Below are 23,059 nucleotides of genomic sequence, written 5' to 3'. Positions count from 1 at the left end.
GCTTCACATTTCGCGCACATTCCCCTCACGTCATGTTCATGAGGGAGATAAGCTCCTGCCGCTCCATTCGCACCACTGGGGGGATTCCTCATGCGTACACGCCATGTCCTGGCGATGGTCGCCGCCGTCGGCTCGATAGCCGCCGTGACGGCCGCACCGGCGCAGGCCGCCGAATACTCGTCCGCCCTGAAGCTCAAGGGTGTTCAGTACGACGCGCCCGGCTCGGACTCCAACAACTGCTCCACCGGCAACACGAAGGACGAGTACCTGACGATCAAGAACTACTCGGCCTCGGCGACCGTCAACCTCAAGGGGTACGTCGTCAAGGACGCGGTCGGCAACAGGTTCGACTTCACCGCCGCCCACTATCTCCAGCCCGGCGACTACGTGAAGCTGCGCGGCGGCAAGGGCACCGACTCCGACGCGAAGAACGTCGTCTACCGCCAGAACTGCAACTTCATCTGGAACAACGACAAGGACACGATCTACCTGTACAAGCCCTCCGGAAGCCGGGCGGACGTGCACGCGTACACAAAGAGCGGTTCCGACCCCGACCGCAACGGTTACATCACCTTCCACGGCTGACGAACCGTCACGGCCGTTCCGGTCACCTTCGGGTGCGCCACTTGCTCAGCAGGCGCTTCGCCTGGGCACGGCGGCGCGGGTCGGACGCGGTGCGTCGCGCCTGCTCCATGGTGCGACGCCCCTGAGGACTCCTGGTGAACTGCTTGATGCGCTGGATGACGCTCGGCATGGTCGTTCCTCCTCGGTCGGCAGGATTCGCTCCCTCGTCACTGCGCGTACCCGTTGCCGGACGGTTCAGGCCGCGGCTGCGCGGGCAGCTGAAACCGCCCGCGCCTGCCACAACCTGCGCGAGCAGCCGACGACCGAGTCACCGACAGCGACATCGCCTGGGTCAGCAACCTACATATGACTCGAGGGAACGGCGACCTGGCGGCCGCCGTTCCCTCGGCTCCGGGCACTTCTATGCGGTGGCTCAGTCGGCCAGTGGTGCGCAGTGCACGTTGTTCGCTCCTCCGCTCTGGCCGGCGATCCGACCCCAGTAGCTCACGCAGTGGCCGGGGTGGCCGATGTACGCCGGACCGGCGTAGGTCGTGTAGAGGCCGTCGTCGAACTCGGGGTCGACGTCCTGAGCGTCTGTGAGCGCGGCCAGCATGGACACGGCACTGCCGGGACGCGCGCGCACGGTGACCACGCAGTCGAGTCCGGTCGCCGGGTTGTACGTCAGGTACACCGTGCCCGCCGTGCCGACCGGCGCCGAGTGGACCACCGTGTAGCCCGCCCCGCAGACCCCGTTGTACTTCGCCGGCGGCGTCGCCGCTCCCGCCTGCGGTGCGACGGCCCCCAGGGCGCCGACCACAGCGGCTGTGACCGCTCCGACCGCTGCGGCACGCTGAATGATGTTCATGTGAATCCCCCGTTTCGTCGACTGCTCCGACAGCGTGTCGACGTCGCAGGGTTTGACCGCCGTCACCCGGCCGGCGTTGTAGGCCACCGGCACCGGTTACGGAACCCGGACACGGAGTGAACGGGTCCGTGGCCGTGTCCGCTCAGTCCCGGGTACTGACGAAACCGTCGAGCGCGGCGGTGAGTTCCGCCGGCTTTTCCACCGGCAGTTCGTGGCCGGCGTCCAGGATGCGCACGACGGCGTCCGGGTAGGCCGTCGCCATGCGCAGCATCTGGGCGACGGGCAGTTGGACGTCGTGGTAGCCGTGCACCAGAAGGGTGGGGATGCTGATCTCGGCGACGCGGTCGAGGACGTCGAAGGCCCGCATGGCGCCGTAGAGCGTCATCACCACCTCGCGCGGGGTGGCCGCCGAGGCGCCGATGTAGGCGCGGATCTCCTCGCGCGGGTAGCCCGGGGCGAAGGCGCGCTGGATGTTGGCGGCGACGAACAGCTTGAACGGGACCAGGGTGGAGGCCGCCATCAGCAGACCTCTCCCCCGGCTGTAGGCCATCTTGCTGATGGAGTTCACCAGCACCATGCGTGCGACCCGGTCGGGGTGGGCGAGGGCGATGGTCTGCGCGATCATGCCGCCCATGGAGTGGCCGACGGGGATGAAGCGGTCGACCTTCAGGTGGTCGAGGAGGGCCATGACGTCACCGGCCAGGTCGTCGATCGTGCGGGCGCCCGATCCGGTGCTCTCTCCGTGGCCGCGCAGGTCGAGGCGGATCACCCGCCGCTTCGCGGCGAAGTGGGCCAGCTGGTGGTCCCAGCGATGCCGGTTGGCCGTCCAGCCGTGGATGAACACCAGCGGAGTGGCGTCACCGTCGCGGGGGCCCTCGTCGTCGTACGTCAGTGTGGCGCCGTCGAGGGCGAGCTGTGGCATAGGGCCTGGCCTCCTGCGGGGTCGATGGAGTTACTGCCGAGTACGGTAAAGGGCGGGCGGGCCGTCGTCACCGTCGACGTCCGAGGAAATCCAAGATGTGACCGAACACGTCGAGGGCGGCGCCCCGGCCCAGGAACGTGTCGAGGTGGCCGTAGCCGGGGATCTCGGTGTAGGTGACGTCCAGTTGGGGCTGCCGGTGGGCGAGGACGTCGTGGCAGAGCTTCTGGGAGTCCTGCCACAGGCCGTTCTCGCTGCCGGAGAGCAGCAGGACGGGCGTGTCGATGCGGGCGGCCGCGTCCAGGGCGTTCTGGGGCAGGGCCCGGTAGCGCAGGTCCGTGTCGTGCCAGCGGACCACCGTGCGGGCCAGCTCGATGCGGCGCAGGTGCGGCAGGATCCACAGGGGCGCGGGGCCGAGAAGGTCGGCGAGCCGGTCGTGGGTCGTCCCGGTGAGGTGCTCGTGGACGAATAGCGAGGCGCCGGTGCCCCAGGCGGAGTTGTGCAGGATCTGGCAGGTCGGGTCGGGGCAGCTCGCCTTGCGGGAGGCCAGCGCGAACAAGGGCGTGTACTTCGACCACAGACCGACCTTGCGGATGTCGACGGGGATGTGGTGGATGCGGGACTTCAGCAGCTCTCCCGCCAGGGTCATGCGCAGGGAGGTGCGACCGGCGAGCTTCGGCGTGAGGAACACGCCCTGCGAGACGACACCGGCCAGGCCCGGGACCAGGCCGGCCGTCATGCTCAGCGAGAGGGTGAGCGAGCCGATGCAGTGGGCGACGACGAACAGGGGCCGGTCGCCGATGCGGGCCCGGATGTGGGCGACGGCTTCGGGGATGTCGTACAGGGCGACGTCGTCGTAGGTGTACTTCTGGCCGGTCTCGTTGTACGGCAGCCGGCAGCTGCCCCGCCAGTCCAGCAGCCACGGCTCGTAGCCGTCGTCGAGGAGGACGTCGACGAGGTTGCGGGTCTCGGGCAGCAGGAACATGTCGGCGGAGGCGGTGTGGCCGTGCAGGAGCAGGACGGCGGGACGGCCGGCCTCGCCGCTGTCGACGCGGGTCAGGCCGAGGCGGACCCCGTCGCCCGCGCGGAAGGGGATCTCCTCGACCCGCGTCGGATCGAGGCGGTGGCGGAGCGGGCGCAGGGCCGTGGTGGTGCGGACCTTGCGCAGCGCGGGCCTGGTCCTGGTGTTCGGTGTCCTGAACATCATCGCTTGTGCTCCGTGGGGGTGTGGGTGCGGCGCAGGTCGAGCAGGTCGGCGGCGGCCCGGGCGAAGGGGCCGAGCAGACCGCGGCCCATCTCCAGGCCGAACCACGCCAGCCAGGTCAACTTGGCGGCCCGCTTCTCCTGGCTGGTCAGACGCGGGTCGACCTTGATGCCGTCGATCTGGTCCCGTAGGTAGCTGTCGGCGGGGACGACGATCTCGCCCGCCAGGTGGGCGGACTCGCCCTCGCGGCCGATCTCGACGCTCAGCGAGCGGGTCTGCCGCCACACGTCGCGGCGGGCACGGGCGTACTTGCGGCCCTCCAGCCACCAGCGTCCACCGTCCGTGTCCCGCAACCGCAGCCGGTAGCACAGGAGTTGGTGACGCAGGCCGTGCTGGTGGGGGATGCCCTCCTCGGGGCGGATCCAGACGTCGCCGTGTTCCACGACGAGTGGTTCGGGGTGGAGGGCGGTGCAGTGGAGGTCGCCGCGCACGTCCACCCGGCGCTCGGTGACCAGTTGGTGCATGCTCGCGATGGAGAGGGTGAGCTCCGTCGAGCAGGGGGTGGCGGGCGCCGAGGTGCCGATCGGGCGTACGGCGCCCTCGGCGGTCTCCGCGAACCACAGGTAGGGCTGGTCGTCCTTGTGCGGCAGCCGGGCCAGACCGTCGCCGGCGAGCCGCTCGAACGTCTTCAGCTGGGCCCGTGCGTCGTAGCGGGCCGCGGGTTCTAGGCCGAGTGCCTCGACGAGGGCAGCGGTGCGGTCCATGGTGGCGGCCGGGCCCGTGAGGGTCGCCTCGCACAGTTTGAGGGCGGTGGGGCTCTGCAACACCCGGGACAGGAAGGTCAGTTCGGGCACCGGTTCGGCCTGGAGGCGGGCGAGGGTGTCCGTGCGCCACTCGTCCCAGTCCTGGACGCGCACGTGCATCCCGCCGAGGGCCATGTCCCGTACGACGTCGTCGAGGGTGTTGGGTACGCCGGTCAGGTTGTAGTCGTAGCCCCAGGCGTCGGGTTCGCAGATCGCGGCGACCGCGGCCCGGCTCACCCAGTCCACCGGGGCGGCGTTCAGGTGCCGGAAGGCCGGGACGGTCCGGAAGCGGGCGAAGGCCGAGAACAGGCCGCTGCTGAGGTCCTGGGGGTTGTAGGCGCCGGTCTTCGTGTGGCCGCCGATGCCGCCGGGGCGCAGGGCGGTGACGACCAGGCCGTGGTCGCGGGCGCGGCGCATGGCGACCTCGGCGGCCCACTTCGTCTGGTCGTAGCCGGCGATGAGGCGGTCCACGTGGGCGAGCGGGTCGTCCTCGCCCATGGCGGTGATGCCGACCTCGTTGAAGACGGCGATGGAGGAGATGTGGTGCAGCGGCTTGGCGCGACCGGTCGCGGCGAGTTCGGCCAGGGTCAGGGTGCCCAGGACGTTGCTCTGCCGCAGGGACTGGTATCCGCGCAGGAAGTCCACGGCGGCGGCGACGCCCACCACACTGTCCAGTTCGTGGGCGAGGGTGTTCCAGAGGTCGTCGGACAGGCCCAGGTGAGGGCGGCGGATGTCGCCGGGCAGCACGGTGATCCGGCGGCGCACCTCCGAGGACCAGGGCAGGTGATAGCTCCTGAGCGCCTCCCCGAGCCGGGCGAGGGCCGCGTCCTCGTCGGCCGCGCGGACCAAGCAGTAGACGTGTGCGTCGCTGTGGCGCAGGAGGTCCAGCAGCATGTGACTGCCGAGGAAGCCGGTCGCGCCGGTCAGCAGGATGCGCCGGGGCGGCAGCGGCTCGGGGGAGCCGGTGAAGGGCAGGCGGTCGGCGAGGGCGAGGTCGGCGAGGATCTGGTCGAGGTCCTCGCGGCGGGCCGTGGAGGGGTCCTTGCGGTGGGCCGTGGAGTGGTCCTCGCGGCGGGCCGTGGAGTGAGGGGCTGGCGCGGCGGGGGGTGCTGCCGGGACGGGTACGGAGGCCGGGGGCGATGCCGTACCTGGTGTGGTGATGGTGGCCGGTGGTGCGGGGGTGGCCGTGGGCGTGCGGGGGGCCGTTGCGATGGCGGTCGGCGGCGCGGGGGTGACCGTGGCAGTGCGGGCGGTCGTTTCGGGCGTATGCGTGCGGAGCCCGGCCGTGGGGGCCGCCTCGAGCCAGCGCCGGGCGAGGCTGCGCGGACGGGCGTCCGCGAACACCTCGTCCAGGTCGATCTCCAGGCCCAGCCGGTCCTCCAGCTCCGCGACGAGTTCCACGGCGTTCACGGAACTGCCGCCGGCATCGAAGAAGTCCGCGTCGGGAGAGAGGTGGCCGCCGGGGAGGTGACGGCCGGCGGCGGTGGCTATGAGGGTGACCAGGGCCTCGAGGTCCGGAGTCGGGGCGGCGGCAGGCGTGCGGTCGGACGCGGAGGTGCGCGGCGGTTCGGCGACGGGGGCAGGCAGCGGCCCAGCAGCGGGCGCCCCGCCGGCAGCAGGCGCGCGATCCGACGCCGAGGCGGACGCACGATCCGGCGCCGACGCCGACGCCGACGCGAGCAACGGATCCGCGACAGAAACAGACGGCGGCCCAGCGGCCGGCGCCCCGCCGGCAGCAGGCACGCGATCCGACGCCGAGGCGGACGCACGATCCGACGCCGACGCCGCGGCGGACGCACGATCCGACGCCGACGCCGACGCGAGCAACGGATCCGCGACAGAAGCAGGCGGCGGTTCGGCGGCGGGCGCCTTGCCTGGCGCGGGTTCCAGGTCCGGCACGGGCTCCGCCCCGGACGCAGACACCTTGCGCGGCACAGAGCCAGTACTGTCCCCGGACCCGGCATCGGGCCCTTCAGCCTCCTCCGGCGCGGCCTCAGCACAGGGCACTGGCCCACTGCTGGGCCCGGACCGCGTACCGGCCCCCCGGGCCTCCTCGGCCGACGCCGGTCGGACCACCTTCGCCAGCAGCTCGCTCACGCTGAGTCCCGTCCCGCCCCGCTCGATCGCCTCGGCGGTGGCTCGCTGTGCGGCGTGTGCCGTCGCGGCCTCGTTCACCTCACGCATGAGTGCCCTTCATGATGTGCGCTGTCGTCGTCCACACTGCTGCCGGTCCGGTCACCGCTGTCGCCACGACCGGAACCCCCGAAGCTGTTCCGGCGTGACCACGGTCTCCAACCGCTCTCCGTCCTGGTCGCCGCCGCCGAGCGCGGCCAGGAGCCGCCGGGCCGGTACGTTGCGCGCAGTCCGCTCCGCCGTCAGCCGGATCTTGGTGCAGCCCAGCTGTTCGGCCCGGTCGGCCAGCCACTGCAACAGGCGTTCCTCGACGCCCCGTCCGAGTGCGCGGCAGCTCATCAGCCAGGCCAGTACGTCGAGTCGGTCGCCATCGGCGCGTACGGCCAGGAGGCCGATCTGGCCGTAATCACCGAACCGGTCCCGCGCGGCGGCGGTCCACACCTCGCCGCGCTCCCGCCACCGGGCGAGGTCGCCGCCGTCGGCGGACCGGGCAGCAAGGGTGAACTGGTTGGTGCGGCGTACGAGTTGCTCGGCCCGTGCCACGTCCGCCTCGGACAGGGCCCGGACCTCGACCTGCAGTTCCAGCTGCGCGAGGAACTCCTCGAAACCGGCCTGTTCGCGTACCGCGTCCCGCTCCCGTTCCTGTTCGTAGAACCCGGCGCGCAGGGTGTCCTCGGCCGTCGTCGCCGCGGGGACCAGTGGCCACAGCCGGCCGAGGAACTCCTCCAGTCGGTCCGCCGACGGGCAGGTGACCGACAGCACCTGCGGCAGCGCGGAGCGCACCGCGGCGATCTCCACCGGGTTGTCGTCGAGGAACAGGAAGCTGTCGAGGCCGAGGTCGAGGGTGCGGGCCGCGTCCGCCAGGCGACCCGGCTTGGGCCCCCAGGTGGCGGAGAGCACGCTGAAGTGCTCGGCTTTCAGCAGACTGTCCGGACGGTCCAGGACGGCCCGGACGGTGTCCTCGTCGTTGTTGCTGACCAGTGCCAGCAGTGCGCCCGCCTCCCGCCACCGCAGCAGCCTGCGGGCCAGCAGGGCGCGCGGACCGGTCAGGTCGACCGCCTCGGGGCCTGCCTCCCCGGCCACGCCGCCCCACAGTGTCTCGTCGCCGTCGACCGCGATCACCTTCGGGGCGGGGCGGCGGACCGCCCGTACGACGTCGGCGAGGCGCAGCGCCACCGCCGCCTGGAAGTGCGGGGTGAACGGCAGGTGGGCCAGCCGTTCGGTCCGCTCGTCGAAGCGTTCGTCGACCTCGTGGTACCGGGTCCACTCGTCGGGGCCGAGCACCGCGATGCCGGGCGACTCGGCGAGTTCGGCGGCGACTTCGCGTTCCCAGCGGGTGAAGCGGTCGGTCGTGCGCGCGGTCGGCGGGAAGCCCACGATGAGCGGCATGCGGGTGCGTTCCGCCAGGGCCCGCAGCGCGGTGGGGTAGGCGGTGCGCAGCTCGGCGAGCAGCTCGTCGCCGACCGGCCCGAACCGCTCGAAGTCCACCGCCCGCAGCAGCACCGCGCCCACCACCGTGGCGGGGTCCGCGAACACGCCGGCCGGGTCCTGGAGGCTCGCGAGGACCTGGTGGTACGGGGCTTCCGCGACTGTCGGTCCGGCGCCCCGCGCGCCCTTGTCGCCCTCGTCGACCGCGGCCTCGTACAGCAGCGGCAGGTTGCCGAGGGCGAAGGTGGCGGCGAGGGCGAGGTTGCCGTTGGCGGGAGCGGGCGGAGTCGTCGTACGCACCGGTGCCGTCGGCTCGTCGGCCGTCTCCTCCAGCAGCCGCACCAGCCCCTCCCCCAGCTCGCCCGCGCTCGCCGCGTCCAGGATGTCGAGGTTGTGGTCGAGCCGGATGCGGCCGGCGTCCGGGGTCATGGTGATCATCAGGTCGAGGTCGGAGTAGCCGGTCCCGGCCGGCAGGACCTCCAGGTGGGTGACTGGGCCCGTGGCGGAGCGAACGTAGTTGAAGTACACCTCCACCAACGGTGCGTTCGGCCGGTGCAGCCCCTGCTTCGCCAGCGTCGCCAGGACGTCCGAGAACATCGCGCCCTTCGCGAGGATCTTCTCGAGGCGGCCGTCGGTGCGGCGCAGTACGTCCTCGATCCGTTCGTCCGCCCCGGCCTCGGCCGGGAACGGGACCGGCACGCCGTAGAAGCCCACCGCGCCGAACGCGTCGGCGTGGATGCGGGTGTCCACGGGCACGGCGAGGACGAAACGTTCCCGCTCCCGCAGTCTGGCCAGCAGGACGGTCAAGGTGCCCAGGCAGAACGCGGCGGGCGTGACAGCGAGTCGGCTCGCGGTCGCGGACACGCGTGCCATGAGCCCGTCGGGGATCGTCACCGTCACGCTGCCGGCGCGGTACGACCGCGTCGGCGGGCGGGGATGCGCGAGCGTCAGGTCGAGCCGGGCGCTGCCCTGGAACGCCTCGCGCCACTCGGCCGTGGCGGCGCCGGGCTCGCCGGTCCGCTGGGCCTCGATCAGCAGGTCGATGTCGCGGTTGGTGACGGTGTCGCCCAGCTCGGTCCCGGACAGCTCGGCGTCGATCTCCCCGGCCACCAGCAGCAGCGACTGGAGGTCGCTCACGGCGTGGTGCGCGCCGAACACCAGGGTCTGGCCCTGCGCACCGGCGTCGAGCAGTTCGAACCGCCACAGCGACGGGGTCGTCAGATCGAACGGCGGCTCCAGCAGGCGGCGCAGCCGGTCGGCGGCATCCGTAGTCCCGCCGGTGACGGTCGTCCAGCGCAGGACGGGCTGCCCCGAATCGCGCCGGACCAGCAGCTGTCGCCCGCCCTCCGCACCCGTGACGATCGCGGTACGCAGTGCCGCGTGCCGTGCGGTGAGCCGGTCGATGATGCCGGTGAGGGCCTCTCGACCGGTCGGCGTGGTGAGCCGTACCGCGAGCCCGACCGCGTGTGCCGCCTCCGGCATGCCGGGCTGGGCGCTGCGCAGGAGTCGTACGACGTCACGGGGGGCGGGACGCAGTGCGGTCTCGGGTACCTCGGTGACGGCCTCGGCCTGGTACTCCTTGCGGTCGCCGTCGGGCAGCGCGAGGACCAGGGATCGGGCCAGGCCGCGGATGTCGGTCGCCGAGAACACGGCGGCGGCCGGGAGTTCGGCGCCGAGCTCGCGGGCGAAGGCGTTGCGCAGGCGGACGAGCATGAGGGAGTCCAGGCCCAGTTCCTTCAGGGCGGTGGTCGCTGACACGTCCACGGCTCCCCCGGCGACCTGGCCGACCCTGGCCCGCACGTACGCTTCGAGCCGTTCGGCGCGTTCCTGGTCCGTCGTCGCGGCGAACACGCTCTTGACGAGGTTGTCGGAGTCGGCCGTGGGTGCCGGGGCGCCGACCAGGTCGGCGAGGATCGGGCGGGTGCGTGCCGCGTCCGGATCGAGGGCCAGCAGTTCCCGGTCCAGGGCGAGGGGCGCGAGCTGGCGGCGCCCGGTGGCCAGCACGCGGTCGAACAGTTCGCCGCCCTCCCGCGCTGAGAAGGCGACCAGGCCCGACCGGCCGGTCTCGGCGGCCCGGGTGCCGGACGCGGCGACCATGCCGACGCCCGCCCAGGCGCCCCAGTCCAGGCTCAGTGCCCGGCGGCCGGTGCGGGAGAGGTGGTGGGCCCAGGCGTCGAGGAAGGCGTTGGCCGCCGAGTAGGGGCTCTGCCCTGCCGAGCCGAGGAGGCCGGCGGCCGAGGCGAACAGGACGAGACTTTGGGCCTCCGGGACCAGTTCGGTGAGCAGGGCGGTGCCGAGCACCTTGGGAGCGAGGACGCGCCGGACGCGGTCGTCCGTCAGGTTGGTGACGGTGGCGTCGTCGAGCACACCGGCCGCGTGGACGACCGTCGCGATGGGGCCGGCAACAGCTCGTACGGTGTCCAGGGCGGCGGACAGGCTGTCGCGGTCGGCGACATCGGCGCGGGCGAGGTGCACGGTGACCCCGCGCTCCTCCAGTTCCCCGATCCAGCTCGCGGCTTCCTCGGTGGGCGTGCCGCGGCTCAGCAGAGCCAGTCGGCGGGCGCCCCGGCCCGCCAGGCGTTCGGCGACGACCCGCCCGAGTCCGCCCAGGCCTCCGGTGATCAGATACACGCCGTCCGGGGTGATCCCGCCGTGTCCTGCGTCGTCGGGGCGGGTGCGGGTCAGGCGCGGGACCAGACGGCCCTCGCCGCGCAGGGCCATGAGGCGTTCGTCGTCGGCGTGGCGCAGTTGTGTCCACAGGGCGTCGACGCCCTCCGTGTCCGGCAGGTCGATCAGTGTGGCCGTCAGCTCCGGATGCTCCTGGGCCACGGCGAGGCCGAAGCCCCACGCGAGCGCCTGCTCGGGGCGGGTGACCTGAGTGCTGTCTCCGGCGGCCTGGCTGCCCCGTACGACGACGAACAGGCGGGGTGCCCGGCCCTGGGCGCGGTCGGCGAACGTCCGTACCAGGTGCAGGGTGTTCAGGCAGCACAGCCGGGCCGCCCGCTGTGCCGTGTCCGCGTCCGCGATCGGCGGGGCGTCGAGCGCCGACAGCTGGACCACCCGCTCGGGCGGCGCGTCCGCGAAGGCCTCGTCGAGGAGTCGGGTCAGGTGCCGCGGATCGCCCGGGTCGATGACGTAGCTGCCCGGGCCGTCCGTGCCGTACGCCGGTCCCCTGCGGGCGATCACATGCGGCACAGCGGCGGAGTGCAGGCGCTCGGCGAGCGCGTCCGCCACGCCGGTCTCGTCCGCCAGGATCAGCCAACTGCCGTGCTGCGGAGTCTCCTTGGAGGCCGGGCGCGGCTGCCAGCGGGTCTCGAAGAGCGCGCCGTCCAGGGGGGAGAGGGCGGCCAGCGTGAACTCCTCGGCTGCCAGGAGGAGTTGTTCGTCCTCGTCGTACAGGCGCAGGTCGGCTGTCGCGGTGTCGCCGTCCACGGATCGCAGGGTGCAGGTCGCCCAGGCGGGGGCGGTGCCGCGGCCGGTGAAGCGGAGTCGGCCGACCCCGGCGGGGACGAAAGCCCGCCCCTGGGGTGCGGCGCCGGGCAGGGCGGCGGTGTGGAAAGCGGCGTCGAGGACGGCGGGGTGCAGCAGGTGGCCGTCGGCGGGCCTGCGGGTCAGCCTGCCGAGTGCCGCGTCGGCCGTACGGCGGCCCTCCTCCAGGCCGCGGAAGGCGGGCCCGTAGTCGATGCCGAGAGCGGTGAGACCGGCGTAGACGGCGGGGAGGTCGGCGAGTTCGTCGCACCGCTCGCGCCACGCGGCGAGATCCTCTCCCCCGTCCTCGGCGGGTGCGGTGACCGCCACCCGCCCGGCGACGTGCCGCTCCCACGACGTGCCCGTGGCCGCCGAGGCGATGGTGAAGTCCCGGAAGCCGTCCGCGGCCGGGTGCAGGACGAGCTGCAGCCGTACGGGCGTCTCCGCGTCAAGACGCAGCGGCTGCACGAACCTGACGTCGGCCAGCCGGACTTCGCGTCCGTCCTGTACGGCGGTGGCGGCTTCCAGCGCCATGTCGAGGAAGGCCGCGCCGGGGAGCCAGACCTCGCCGGTGACCCGGTGGTCGGCCAGGTAGGCGAAACGGGGGTCACGCAGGTCGACGTCGGTCTGGAAGAGGTGCCGGCCGGGTTCGTCGCTGGTCTCGACGTGGGTGCCGATCAGCGGCGAGCCACTGCTCTTGGGGGCGGGTGCGAGCCAGTGGCGTTCGCGGGTGAAGGCGTACGTCGGCAGGTCGACACGGTGCCCGGTCGGGAACAGCGCCGACCAGTCGGGAGCGTGCCCGGCGGTGTACAGCTCGCCCAGCCCGCGCAGGAGGGCGTCCTGTCCACCGTCCCCGCGGCGCAGGGAGGCGACGCCGACCGCGTCGACGCCGGCCTCGGCCGCCACCGCCTCGATCGACGCGCCCAGGGAGGGATGCGGGCTCAGCTCGACGAAGTAGCGGTGACCGTCGGCCAGCATCCGCCGGACGGTGTCCGCGAAGCGGACCGGCTCGCTGAGGTTCGCGAACCAGTACCCGGCGTCCAGCCGTTCCCCGGCCACCGGCTCGGCCAGGACCGTCGAGTACAGCGGGGTGGGCGTCGAGGTTCCGCTGACGGTGGCGAAACGGTCGAGGAGTTCCTCGCGCAGCGGGTGCATCAACGGGGTGTGCGAGGCGAACGCGGTCGACAGCCCGCGGGCGGGTATGCGCCGCTTCTCCAGGTGACGGGCCAGGTCGGCCAGTGCTTCGGCGTCGCCGGAGACGGCCGTGGAGTGGGCGCTGTTGACCGCCGCGACGAACAGCCGGCCCGCGTAGGGCGTGAGCAGTTCCTCCACCTGCGGGCGGGGCAGTTCCAGGGCCAGCATGCCGCCCCGGCCCGCCAGGGGTACGACTGCTCGAGCGCGCCCGGTCACCACGGTCACGGCGTCGTCCAGGGTGAGCGCGCCCGCGCTGTACGCGGCGGCGATCTCGCCGAGGCTGTGCCCGATCACCGCGTCCGGGGTGACGCCGAGGGAGCGCCAGACGGCGGCCAGTGCCGCGTTGACGGCGAACAGCACCGGCTGGAGGATGTCGGTCCGGTCGAGGTGAGTGGTGTCCGCGGTGTCGCGCAGGACATCGATCACGGACCAGCCGGCGTGCCGGGCCACCGCCTCGTCGATCCGGGTCAGCTCGTCGCGGAACGCCTCCGATTCGGCGAGCAACTGCTTGCCCATACCCGGCCATTGACCGCCGTGCCCTGAGAAGACGAAGGCGACCTTGCCCGTCTGTTCCTTGCGGGCCGGCCCGATCGGCGTCCTACCGTCCGCCAACGCGTCAAGTGCGGCCAGCAGTTGGACCTGATCACCCGCGACGAGTGCCGCCCGCCGCTCGAAGTGGCTGCGGTGCAGGGCCAGGGTGTGGGCGACTCCGAGCAGGTCGGCGTCCTCGGCGAGGTGTCCGGCCAGACGGGCGGCCTGCTGCCGTACGGCGGTGTCGGTTCGGCCGGACAGCACGAACAGCCTTCCCCCCGGGGCGGGTTGCGCCGTGGCGGACTCCACCTCGGCTTTGGGGGCCTCCTCCACGATCACGTGCGCGTTGGTTCCGCTGATCCCGAAGGCGCTGATCCCGGCCCGCCGGGGCCGCTCGGCCGACGACGGCCAGGGCATCTGCTCCTGGAGGAGGTGCAGCCCGCTGTCGTCCCAGTCCACGTGGCGGCTGGGCGTGCCGGCGTGCAAGGTGCGCGGCAGTGTCTCGTGCCGCAGTGACTGCACCACCTTGATGAGCCCGGCGACACCCGAAGCGGCCTGCGCGTGCCCGAGGTTGGACTTCAGCGAGCCCAGGTACAGCGGGCGGTCCTGGGGGCGGGTGCCGCCGAAGACCTCGGCGAGGGCGTTCGCCTCGATCGGGTCGCCGAGGGTGGTGCCGGTGCCGTGGGCCTCGACGTGGTCGATGTCGGCGGGCTCCAGCGCGGACAGCTCCAGGGCCCGCCGGATCACCTGCTCCTGCGCGGGACCGTTGGGCGCGGACAGGCCTTGGCTGCGGCCGTCCTGGTTGACGGCGGTGCCGCGCAGCACGGCCAGCACCTCGTCACCGTCCCGGCGGGCGTCACCGAGCCGCTTGAGTACGACCATCCCCGCGCCCTCGGCCCAGACGGCGCCGTCGGCCGCGTCGGAGAAGGAGCGGCAGCGGCCGGTCGGGGACAGTCCGCGCAGCCGGCTGAACTCGACGAAGGTCTGCGGTGTCACCATCAGCGTCACCCCGCCGGCGAGCGCGAGGTCGCACTCGCCCGCGCGCAGCGCCTGGGCCGCCAGGTGGACCGCCACCAGGGACGACGAGCAGGCGGTGTCGACGGTCAGCGCGGGGCCGTTCAGGCCGAGTGTGTAGGCGAGCCGGCCGGAGGCGACGCTGAGGGCGGTGCCGGTGCCGACGTATCCGTCGAGCTGGTCGAGCCGGGAGCCGGACAGGTAGTCGCTGCCGAACATGCCGACGTACACGCCGGTGCTGCTGCCCGCGAGCCGGGCGGGCACGATGCCGGCGCGTTCCAGCGCCTCCCACGTCGTCTCCAGCAGAAGACGCTGCTGGGGGTCCATGGCGGCGGCCTCCTTCGGGGTGATGCCGAAGAAGCCCGCGTCGAAGGACTCGATGTCGTCGAGGAACCCGCCTTCACGGGCGTACGACTTGCCCCTCGCCTCCGGGTCGGGGTCGTACAGCGACTCCACGTCCCAACGCCCGGCCGGGAAGGGACCGACGGCGTCACGGCCCCGGGTGACGAGGTCCCACAGGCCCTCCGGGTCGCTGACACCGCCGGGCAGGCGGCAGGCCATGGCGACCAGCGCGACGGGCTCGTCGGACGCCCGTGTCGTGGGGCGGGCCGTCGGCCTGGCGGGGGCGGGGCTGCGGGTTGTCGCCAGGGCGGTGGTCAGGAGGTGGTCGGCGAGCCGGGCCGGTGTGGGGTGGTCGAAGAGCAGGGTGGCGGGGAGGCGGGTGCCGAGCCGGGTGCTGATACGACCGCGCAGCTCGACCGCCGTCACCGAGTCCATGCCGAGTTCGCGCAGCGGCTGGTCGGGGGGCACGGACTCCGCGGAGCGCAGGCCGAGGGCGAGCGCGGCCTCCTCGCGGACCAGGGCGAGGACGCGGGCGGCCCGTTCGGTCTCGGGCAGTCGGGCGAGGCGGTCCGCGAGGCCCTGTCCGGCGTCGCCGCGGGTGCGGGGCGCTGGCAGCAGCGAGCGCCAGAGGGCGGAGCCCGGTCCGTCCGCGACGGCCGCGTTGTCCCGCAGGCGCGGCAGGTCCAGGGCCCAGGCGACCAGGTGCGGGCTGTTCCGGTGCAGGGCGAGGTCGACGAGGTCGCGGCCCTGGTCGGCGGCGAGGGCACGCTGGCCGAGGCGGGCCATCCGGTCCAGGTCGGCGTGGGCGGCGGCCAGGCCCTCGCCCGCCCAGGCGCCGAACGAGACCGAGACGCCGGGCAGGCCCAAGGCACGGCGGTGGTGGGCCAGTTGGTCGAGGAAGACGTTGGCGGCCGCGTAGTTCGCCTGGCCCGCGTTGCCGAGGACGCCTGCGGCCGAGGAGACCAGCAGGAAGAGGTCGAGCCGCAGACCGGCGGTGAGGCGGTGCAGATGGGCGGCGCCGTCGACCTTGGGGCGCAGGACCTGGGCGAGGCGCTCGGGGGTCAGTTGGGCCACGATCCCGTCGGACAGGACTCCGGCGCAGTGCACGATCCCGCGCAGGGGCAACTCGTCGCCGACGCGGGTGAGCAGCTCGGCCACGGCTTCCGCGTCCGCGATGTCGCAGGCCGCCACCTCGACCTGGGCGCCGAGCGCGGTCAGTTCGGCGGTGACGTCGGCGGTGCGGGGATCCTGGGCGCCCTGACGGGATGTGAGCAGCAGTCGTGGGACACCGCGTTCGACGAGCAGGCGGGCGATGTGGCGGCCTACGGCACCCAGGCCGCCGGTGATCAGCACGGTGCCGTCGGTGGGGACCTCGGCCGGGATCCTCGCCGCGTCGACCGGGCGGGCCCGCACCAGCCGGGGTGCGAGCAACACGCCGTCGCGGACGACGAGTTCGGGTTCGTCGGTTTGCGCGACGGCTGCCGTCAGTGCGGCGGCGGGGTCCGAGGCGTCGAGGTCGAGCAGGGTCAGTCCGAGGTCGGGGTGCTCGGTGCGGGCGCTGCGGACCAGGCCCCAGAGCACCGACTGCGCCAGACCGGGCACGGTGTCGCCGTCGCCGGCCGCGACCGCGCCCCGGGTCACCCACACGATCCGGGTGGGCGCTCCCCCGGCCGGCAGGGCGATCAGCGCCTGCAGCTCGGCGAGGGCGGTGGCCGCCGACCGCTGTGCCACAGCGGCTGTTTCGTCGTCCGACGCCGGCTGCGGCCAGAACCGTACGAGAACGTCGGTGCCCGTCTCGCGCAGCGGGATCCCGGCCGCGTCGAGAGCGCTCAGGGCTTCGGCGACCTGTGGATCGTGCCGGTCGCCGGTGACGCTCCAGGTGCCGGGTGCCTCGGCCGACCGTGCGTCGACGGCCGTCCACGCCACTTCGTACAAGTGCCGCCCGTTCTCCGAACCGCCGCGCAGGTCCGCGGGGCTCGCCGCGCGCAGCCGTACGGATTCCAGACGGCCGGCGAGGAAGCCGTCGGTGTCCCACAGCGTGACGTCCAGGGTGAGGTCGGTCCCCGAGCCGCCGGTACGCCGTACGGACGCGGTCAGTTCGGTGGCGCCGCCTGGCGGCAGGACGCAGCGGCCCACCGCGATCGGGAGCAGGACCCGGTCCTCGGAGGCGTCGAACGCGGCGGCGACGTGCAGCGCGGCGTCCAGGAGCGCCGGGTGGACCGGATACGGGTCGCCGGCGTCACGGGCCACCGGGGACAGGGACAGCCGGGCCAGCAGTTCGGCGTCGCCGGTGGTGACGGCCTGCCGTACGCCCTGGAAAGCGGGGCCGTAGCCGAGACCGAGGCCGGCCAGGCGGGCGTACGTCTGCTCGCTCCAGGCTTCCTCGGCGGTTTCCGGCCACACCGGCGGTTGCCCCGCCGTCGCGGAGGCGGGCTCGGCGCCCGATGCCGTCACGTGCAGCGTCCACCCTGCCGACTCGTCGCCGCGTGGGCGGCTGTGCACGGTGATCTCCGGCACCGCACCGGCGGTGGTCACCTCGACGGACACCTCGACCGTGCCGGAGGCGGGCAGGGTGAGGGGAGCGAGGAGGAGCAGGTCGGTGACGTCTCCGGGGCGGGCCGCGGCGAGCGCCGCGCGGCACAGTTCCATCAGGGTGGTGCCCGACACCACGGTGCGGCCGAAGACGGTGTGGTCCGGCAGCCAGTCCGCGGTCGCCGTCGACCATTCGTTGCGGAACGTCCAGCGGGTCTCGTCCGGGGACCGGAGCTGGATGCCGAGCAGCGGGTGGGCGGCGCGGTCGAAGAAGCCGGGGCCCCCGGTGGCCGTCGCGGGCTCGATCCAGTGGCGCGGCTGGTCCCAGGCGTACGTGGGCAGGTCCGCCGGGTCGGTGTCCGGCACCAGGCGGCGCCAGTCGAGGTGCCGTCCCTGGACGTGGAGTTCGGCGGCGGCCCGGTCGAGGCAGGCGGGGCCGCTCTCGTCGCGGCGCAGCGAGCCGATGGCCACGAGGTCGTGGTCCGTGTCCTCGCCGATGGTGCGCAGGGCGGTCAACAGGGCGGGGTGCGGGCTGAGTTCGACGAAGTGGCGGTAGCCGTCGGCGGCCATGCGCTTGACGGTGGGCGCGAAGCGGACGGGCTCGCGCAGGTTGGTGTACCAGTAGTCGGCCTCGAGTTCCTCGGTGACCGGTTCGCCGGTGACCGTGGAGTACCAGGCGACGGAGGCCGGGTAGGTGGTGACGCCGTCGAGTTCGTCCAGGATCGCCGTGCGGACCGGCTCGACCCGGTCGCTGTGGGAGGCGTAGTCGACGTCGAGGCGGCGGGCGAACACCTGCTCCCGGTCGAGGTCGGCGAGCAGGGTCTCCACCGAGTCCACGTCACCGGCGATCACGGTCGAGCGGCCGCTGTTCACGGCGGCGACGGCGATACGGCCGTCATGCTCGGCGAGGCGGGCGCTCACCTCGGTGTGCGGCAGGGCGACGACGGCCATGGTGCCGGTGCCGGACAGCTCGGTCAGGGCCTGGCTGCGCAGGGCGACCACGGCCGCGGCGTCGTTGAGGCTGAGCGCCCCGGCGACGCAGGCGGCGGCGACCTCGCCCTGGCTGTGTCCGATCACGGCGTCCGGGCGAATGCCTCGGGCCCGCCACACGGCGGCCAAGGACACCATCACCGCGAACAGGACCGGCTGGATCACGTCGACGCGGTCCAGTGCGGGGGCGTTCGTGTCGCCCCGCAGTACGGCCGCGACCGACCAGGCGGTGAAGGGGCGCAGGGCGGCGTCGCAGCGGTCGAGTTCGTCGGCGAACACCGGGTCGCGGTCGAGGAGGTCACGGGCCATGCCGGTCCACTGGGAACCCTGGCCGGGGAAGACGAACGCCACCTTGCCGTGCGGCCTGGCCCGTTCCGGGCCGACGACCCACTCCGGGTCCGGCCGACCCTCGGCCAGCCGGCGCAGAGCGGTCATCAGCGCGTCCCGATCACCTGCCTGGACGACGACCCGCTGCTCGAAGTGCGTGCGGCGGTGGGCCAACGCGGCGGCCACGGACGGCAGCGCCAGGTGCGGCTCCGCGGCAAGGGCGGCGTGGAGGCGGTCGGCCTGCCTCTGGAGGGCGGACAGGGTACGGGCGGAGAGCGGGAAGAGGCCCGGCACGGGGCGGTCTGCGCCGGTCGTGTGTGCCTGGTCCTGCGGACCCTCGTCGGGCAGGTCGGGGTTCTGCGGTGTTCCCTCACCCGGCCGACCCTGTCTTCGCAGTGCCCCGTCGCTCGGGCGGTCCGCGTCCTGCTCCGGCTCCCCACCTGTGCGGGCCGCCTCCGGCGAAGTCGCCGGGCCGGGTCGCCCCTGGTCCTGCTCCCTCTCCTCGTCCGGCCGAGCCAACTCCCGCAGCACACCGTCACTTGAGGGGACCGCGCCCCGCCCCGCCAGATCCCGCGGCGCCTCCTCCAGTACCAGGTGCGCGTTCGTGCCGCTGATGCCGAATGCGCTGACCCCCGCGCGCCGTATTCGTTCCTCGTCCCGGGGCCAGGCACGGGTGTCGGTGAGGACGGTCAGGCCGCCGGTCGTCCAGTCGACGTGCTGGGTGGGGGTGTCGGCGTGCAGGGACGCGGGGAGTTGTTCGTGGCCGAGGGAGAGCACCGTTTTGATGACGCCGCCGATGCCGGCGGCGGCCTGGGCGTGACCGATGTTGGACTTCAGGGAGCCGATGCCGAGCGGTCGGTCGGCGGGTCGGCCCGGTCCGAACACGGCGGCCAGCGCTCGGCCTTCGATGGGGTCGCCGAGCGGGGTTCCGGTACCGTGGGTCTCGACGTAGTCCACGTCGTCGGGCCGCAGGCCCGCCGCGTCCAGTGCGGCGCGCAACACCCTTTCCTGGGCGGGTCCGTTCGGGGCGCTCAGGCCCTGGCTGCGGCCGTCCTGGTTGATCGCCGAGCCCTTGACGACCGCGAGGACCCGGTCGCCGTCCCGGCGGGCGTCCGTCAGCCGTTTGAGCAGGACCAAGCCGCAGCCCTCGGCCCACACCACGCCGTCCGCACCGGCCCCGAACGGACTGCACCGCCCGGACGGCGACAGCCCGCGCAGGCGGCTGAACTCGACGTGTCCGCGCGGAGTCACCAGCAGCGTGGCCCCGCCGGCCAGCGCCAGGTCGCACTCACCCCCGGCCAGCGCCCGCGCCGCCAGGTGCAGGGCGACGAGGGAGGAGGAGCAGGCGGTGTCGACGGTGACCGCCGGGCCCTGGAGGCCGAGGGTGTAGGCGATGCGCCCGGAGGCCACGCTGGCGGCCGAGCCGGTGCCGACGTGCCCGTCGAGTTGGCCCAGCGGGGCCGAGGCCAGGTAGCCGCTGTCGTACAGGCCGACGTAGACACCGGTGGAGCTGCCGTTCAGCGTCTCGGGGACGATGCCGGCGCGCTCGACGGTCTCCCAGGCGGTCTGCAACAGCAGCCGTTGCTGAGGGTCCATGGCGTCGGCCTCGCGCGGCGAGATGCCGAAGAAGGCCGCGTCGAAGCGGTCGATGCCGTCGAGGTAGCCGCCGTGCAGGGAGTAGGCCGTGCCGGTGGCCTCCGGGTCGGCGTCGTACAGGCCGTGCGTGTTCCAGCGTCCCGGCGGTACCTCGGTGACGGCGTCCGCGCCGGCGGACAGCAGCCGCCACAGCGCCTCGGGGTCGTCGGCGCCGCCCGGGAAGCGGCAGGCCATGGAGATGATCGCGATCTCGTCGTCCCCGCGCACGGCAGCCGCGGACGGTATCTGCGGGGCAAGAGCCGGAGCGTCGCCGAACACGGCGTCGGCGAGTGCCGCGACGGTCGGGTGGTCGAAGACGAGGGACGGTTCGAGGGACCGGCCCGTCCGCTCCGAGAGTTCCGCGGCCAGGGTCACCAACTGGCGTGATCCCAGACCGAATTCGGCGATCGGGCGGTGCGGGTCGACGGTCAGTGGGTCCAGCCCGGACGCCTCGGCCACGGCGGACACCAGCCAGGCCCGCACGTCCTCGGGTGTGGTGACGGACTGCTTCGGGGACTCGTTCGCAGGCATCTGGTCAGGTGTCCTCGTGGAGTCGGGTCGGTCGGGCTGTTTCCCGTACGAGCAGGGGGCGATACGGCCGGCAGGGCGGCGGTACGACGGAACGTGCGGCAGGTGTACGGCCGCCTGGCCGCTGTCGGCGCGGACGGGTCGCGCCGACGGCGGGCGGTGTTCAGCGGGTGGCGGGCGCGGTGACCACGGCGAGGGTGCCGCCCAGGTGGGCCGCCCGGGAGGCACGGCGCTGGATCTTGCCGCTGGAGGTCTTGGGGATCGTGCCGGGGTGGACCAGCACGACGTCGCGCACGGCCACGCCGTGCGACTCGCCGATCGCGCTGCGGATCAGGTCCGTGATCTTCTCGGCCTCGCCCGCCGCCTCCGGGGCGGCCTCGGCGACCAGGACGACCTGTTCTCCGTCCACTCCGCCGTCGACGGAGAAGGCGGCGGTGCAGCCGGGGCGCAGGGCGGGGTGGGCCATCTCGGCGGACAGTTCGAGGTCCTGCGGGTAGTGGTTACGGCCGTCGATGACGATGAGGTCCTTGAGGCGGCCGGTGACGAAGAGTTCGCCGTCGCGCAGGAATCCGAGGTCACCGGTGCGCAGGAAGCGGCCCTCATGGCCGGCGAGGGTGGCGCGGAAGGTCTCGCGGGTGGCGAGGGTGTTGCGCCAATAACCCTTGGCGACGCTCGCGCCGGCGACGCAGATCTCGCCGACCTCGCCCTCGGGGAGTTCCTCGTGACGTTCGGGGTCGGCGATCACGAGGGTGACGCCCGGGCCGGGCCGACCGCAGCCGACCGCCGCCGCGTCCGCCTCGCCCCCGTGCGGTCCGGTGTCCGCGGCGGCGAGGAGGGTCGGCGGGGTGTCCACCGTGCCGCCGGTGACCATCACGGTGGACTCGGCGAGGCCGTAGCAGGGGTAGAAGGCCTCGCGGCGGAAGCCGGCCGGGGCGAAGGTCTCGGTGAACCGCCGCAGGGTGGCCGGGCGTACCGGTTCGGCGCCGTTGAAGGCGACCTTCCAGGACGACAGGTCGAGCCCGTCCACGAGTTCGGGCGTGGCGTGCTTCAGGCACAGCTCGTAGGCGAAGTTGGGGCCGCCGCTGGTGTGCGGGCGGTAGCGGCTGACGGCCTTCAGCCAGCGGTCGGGCCGCTGGAGGAAGTGCAGCGGGGAGAAGAGGGTGGTGGTGAGGCCGAGGTAGACGGTGTTGAGGACCGGACCGACGAGGCCCATGTCGTGGTAGACGGGCAGCCAGCTGACGATCAGTTCGCGGCCGTACGCCTCGATGGTGTCCGGGGTGTGGCCCATCCGTTCGGTGATGACCCGTTCGTTGTCGAGCAGGTTGCCGTGGGTGACGACCACACCCTTGGGGGCGGAGGTGGAGCCGGAGGTGTACTGGAGGAAGGCGACCGAGTCGGCGGTGAGGTCGGGTTCGCGCCAGGCGGCGGCCAGCTCGTCGGGGATGTCCTCGGTGGCCACACAGGTGACGTCGGCCAGCTCGGGCAGGTGTTCCGCCATGCCGGTCAGGGCGGCGATCACGTCGCGGCCACCGAGGATCACCTTGGCGTCCGCGTCGGCTATCAGGCGCTTCGTGCGGGTCAGCGCACGGTGGTTGTGCGCCCGGCCCTGCGGAGGTACGCCCGGTACCGCGACGACCCCGGCCGAGAGACAGCCCAGGTAGCCGCTGATGAACTCCAGGCCGGGTGGGTACAGCAGCATGGCCCGGGATCCGGTCAGGCCGCGCTCCTGGAGCCAGGCGGCGATCGCCCGGGCCCGGCCGGCCAGCCGCCCGTAGGAGATGTCCTGGATCTCCCCGTCACAGTCGCCCGTGACGAGGAAGCGGTACGCGGTCCGGTCGGGCTGGTCCGAGGCGTGCGTGGTCAACAGGTCGACCAGGGAACGAGCCATGTGTACGAGTCTCACCTGTCCGGATAGGCGGGAGAAACGTGCCGGCCCACCGACCCCCCGTGATCACTCCTGCAGCTTGCTACCGGCGGGTAACACGTTAGCAAGTCCCGCCGGGCACGTCGGCCGCCACAGTGTAAACCCTGTGTATCAAGCGGAACTTGAGTGCTCAACGACTCGGCATCGAGTGCTCAACTTCTAGAACGACCAGACATGCCAATGGCCCGGACGCCGGTCTGCCTTGACGTCCGGGCCTCGATCAGGGCGTCAGCTCCCGTCGAGCCGGGCGCGCAGCAGCCCCTTGCCCAGTTCGGCGCCCTTGCGGCTGTCCGCCTGCGCCTCGCGGAACAGGTCGGCGACCTCGGTGTCCTTCTCGCGCTCCGCGTCCTGGATGTAGCTCTCCAGACGCAGCGCGTTGTTCAGGCACGCCTCGACATACCAGATCAGGTCGTAGTCCTTGTCCGGCGTACCGGTCACGCCGCCGGTCTCCGTGCTGCTGGTCATTCGGGCCTCCTCCAGCGGTAGTCGTTCCGGGACCGCCCGAGTATCCCTCCCCCGTCGGGGCACTCCGCCCAGCAATTCCGACAGTTGCCACGGAAGCGAATGAGCTCGGCCACGGAAACGAGTAGAGCTCGGCCACGTTCGAAGCGATGCCTCCATCGACGGTGCAAGACCGGTCGATGACGGTGTGTACTGT

General features: G+C 73.0%; 9 protein-coding genes. 1 reads left to right on the top strand and 8 read right to left on the bottom strand.

Annotation, left to right across the window (positions count from 1 at the left end):
• The first annotated feature begins 90 nt into the window (after nucleotides 1-90).
• Nucleotides 91-585: a lamin tail domain-containing protein gene (locus tag ACFWWR_RS29390; RefSeq protein ID WP_383868834.1), complete on the top strand. Its 495-nt coding sequence runs from the start codon at nucleotides 91-93 to the stop codon at nucleotides 583-585.
• Between the two features lie 22 nt (nucleotides 586-607).
• On the opposite strand, the gene ACFWWR_RS29385 is transcribed toward ACFWWR_RS29390, so the two are convergent.
• From ACFWWR_RS29385 to ACFWWR_RS29350, 8 genes are all read right to left on the bottom strand, one after another.
• Nucleotides 608-754 (bottom strand): hypothetical protein, encoded by a 147-nt coding sequence (locus ACFWWR_RS29385; protein ID WP_383868836.1) that lies wholly within the window; start codon nucleotides 752-754, stop codon nucleotides 608-610.
• Nucleotides 755-997: 243 nt separating this feature from the next.
• The gene (locus ACFWWR_RS29380) at nucleotides 998-1,429 is read right to left on the bottom strand and encodes a spore-associated protein (protein WP_383868839.1); all 432 of its coding nucleotides are present in this window, start codon (nucleotides 1,427-1,429) and stop codon (nucleotides 998-1,000) included.
• A gap of 142 nt (nucleotides 1,430-1,571) precedes the next feature.
• A complete protein-coding gene (locus tag ACFWWR_RS29375; protein ID WP_384306236.1) occupies nucleotides 1,572-2,351 on the bottom strand; it encodes an alpha/beta fold hydrolase in 780 nt (259 codons plus the stop codon).
• Nucleotides 2,352-2,418: 67 nt separating this feature from the next.
• Complete coding sequence (locus ACFWWR_RS29370) at nucleotides 2,419-3,555, bottom strand: alpha/beta hydrolase (protein WP_384306233.1); 1,137 nt, start codon at nucleotides 3,553-3,555, stop codon at nucleotides 2,419-2,421.
• Nucleotides 3,552-6,038 (bottom strand): thioester reductase domain-containing protein, encoded by a 2,487-nt coding sequence (locus tag ACFWWR_RS29365; protein WP_384306231.1) that lies wholly within the window; start codon nucleotides 6,036-6,038, stop codon nucleotides 3,552-3,554. Before ACFWWR_RS29365 ends, ACFWWR_RS29370 begins: the two co-directional genes overlap by 4 nt.
• 552 nt (nucleotides 6,039-6,590) lie before the next feature.
• A complete protein-coding gene (locus tag ACFWWR_RS29360) occupies nucleotides 6,591-20,480 on the bottom strand; it encodes an SDR family NAD(P)-dependent oxidoreductase (protein WP_384306228.1) in 13,890 nt (4,629 codons plus the stop codon).
• A gap of 160 nt (nucleotides 20,481-20,640) precedes the next feature.
• Nucleotides 20,641-22,365 (bottom strand): fatty acyl-AMP ligase, encoded by a 1,725-nt coding sequence (locus ACFWWR_RS29355; RefSeq protein WP_384306225.1) that lies wholly within the window; start codon nucleotides 22,363-22,365, stop codon nucleotides 20,641-20,643.
• Nucleotides 22,366-22,629: 264 nt separating this feature from the next.
• Nucleotides 22,630-22,866, bottom strand: coding sequence for a hypothetical protein (locus ACFWWR_RS29350; RefSeq protein ID WP_384306222.1), 237 nt, complete (start codon nucleotides 22,864-22,866; stop codon nucleotides 22,630-22,632).
• Between the last annotated feature and the right edge of the window lie 193 nt (nucleotides 22,867-23,059).

This window comes from Streptomyces sp. NPDC058678 (genome assembly GCF_042714835.1).
Lineage (GTDB): Bacteria > Actinomycetota > Actinomycetes > Streptomycetales > Streptomycetaceae > Streptomyces.
This window is presented reverse-complemented; position numbering and strand designations above follow the sequence as displayed.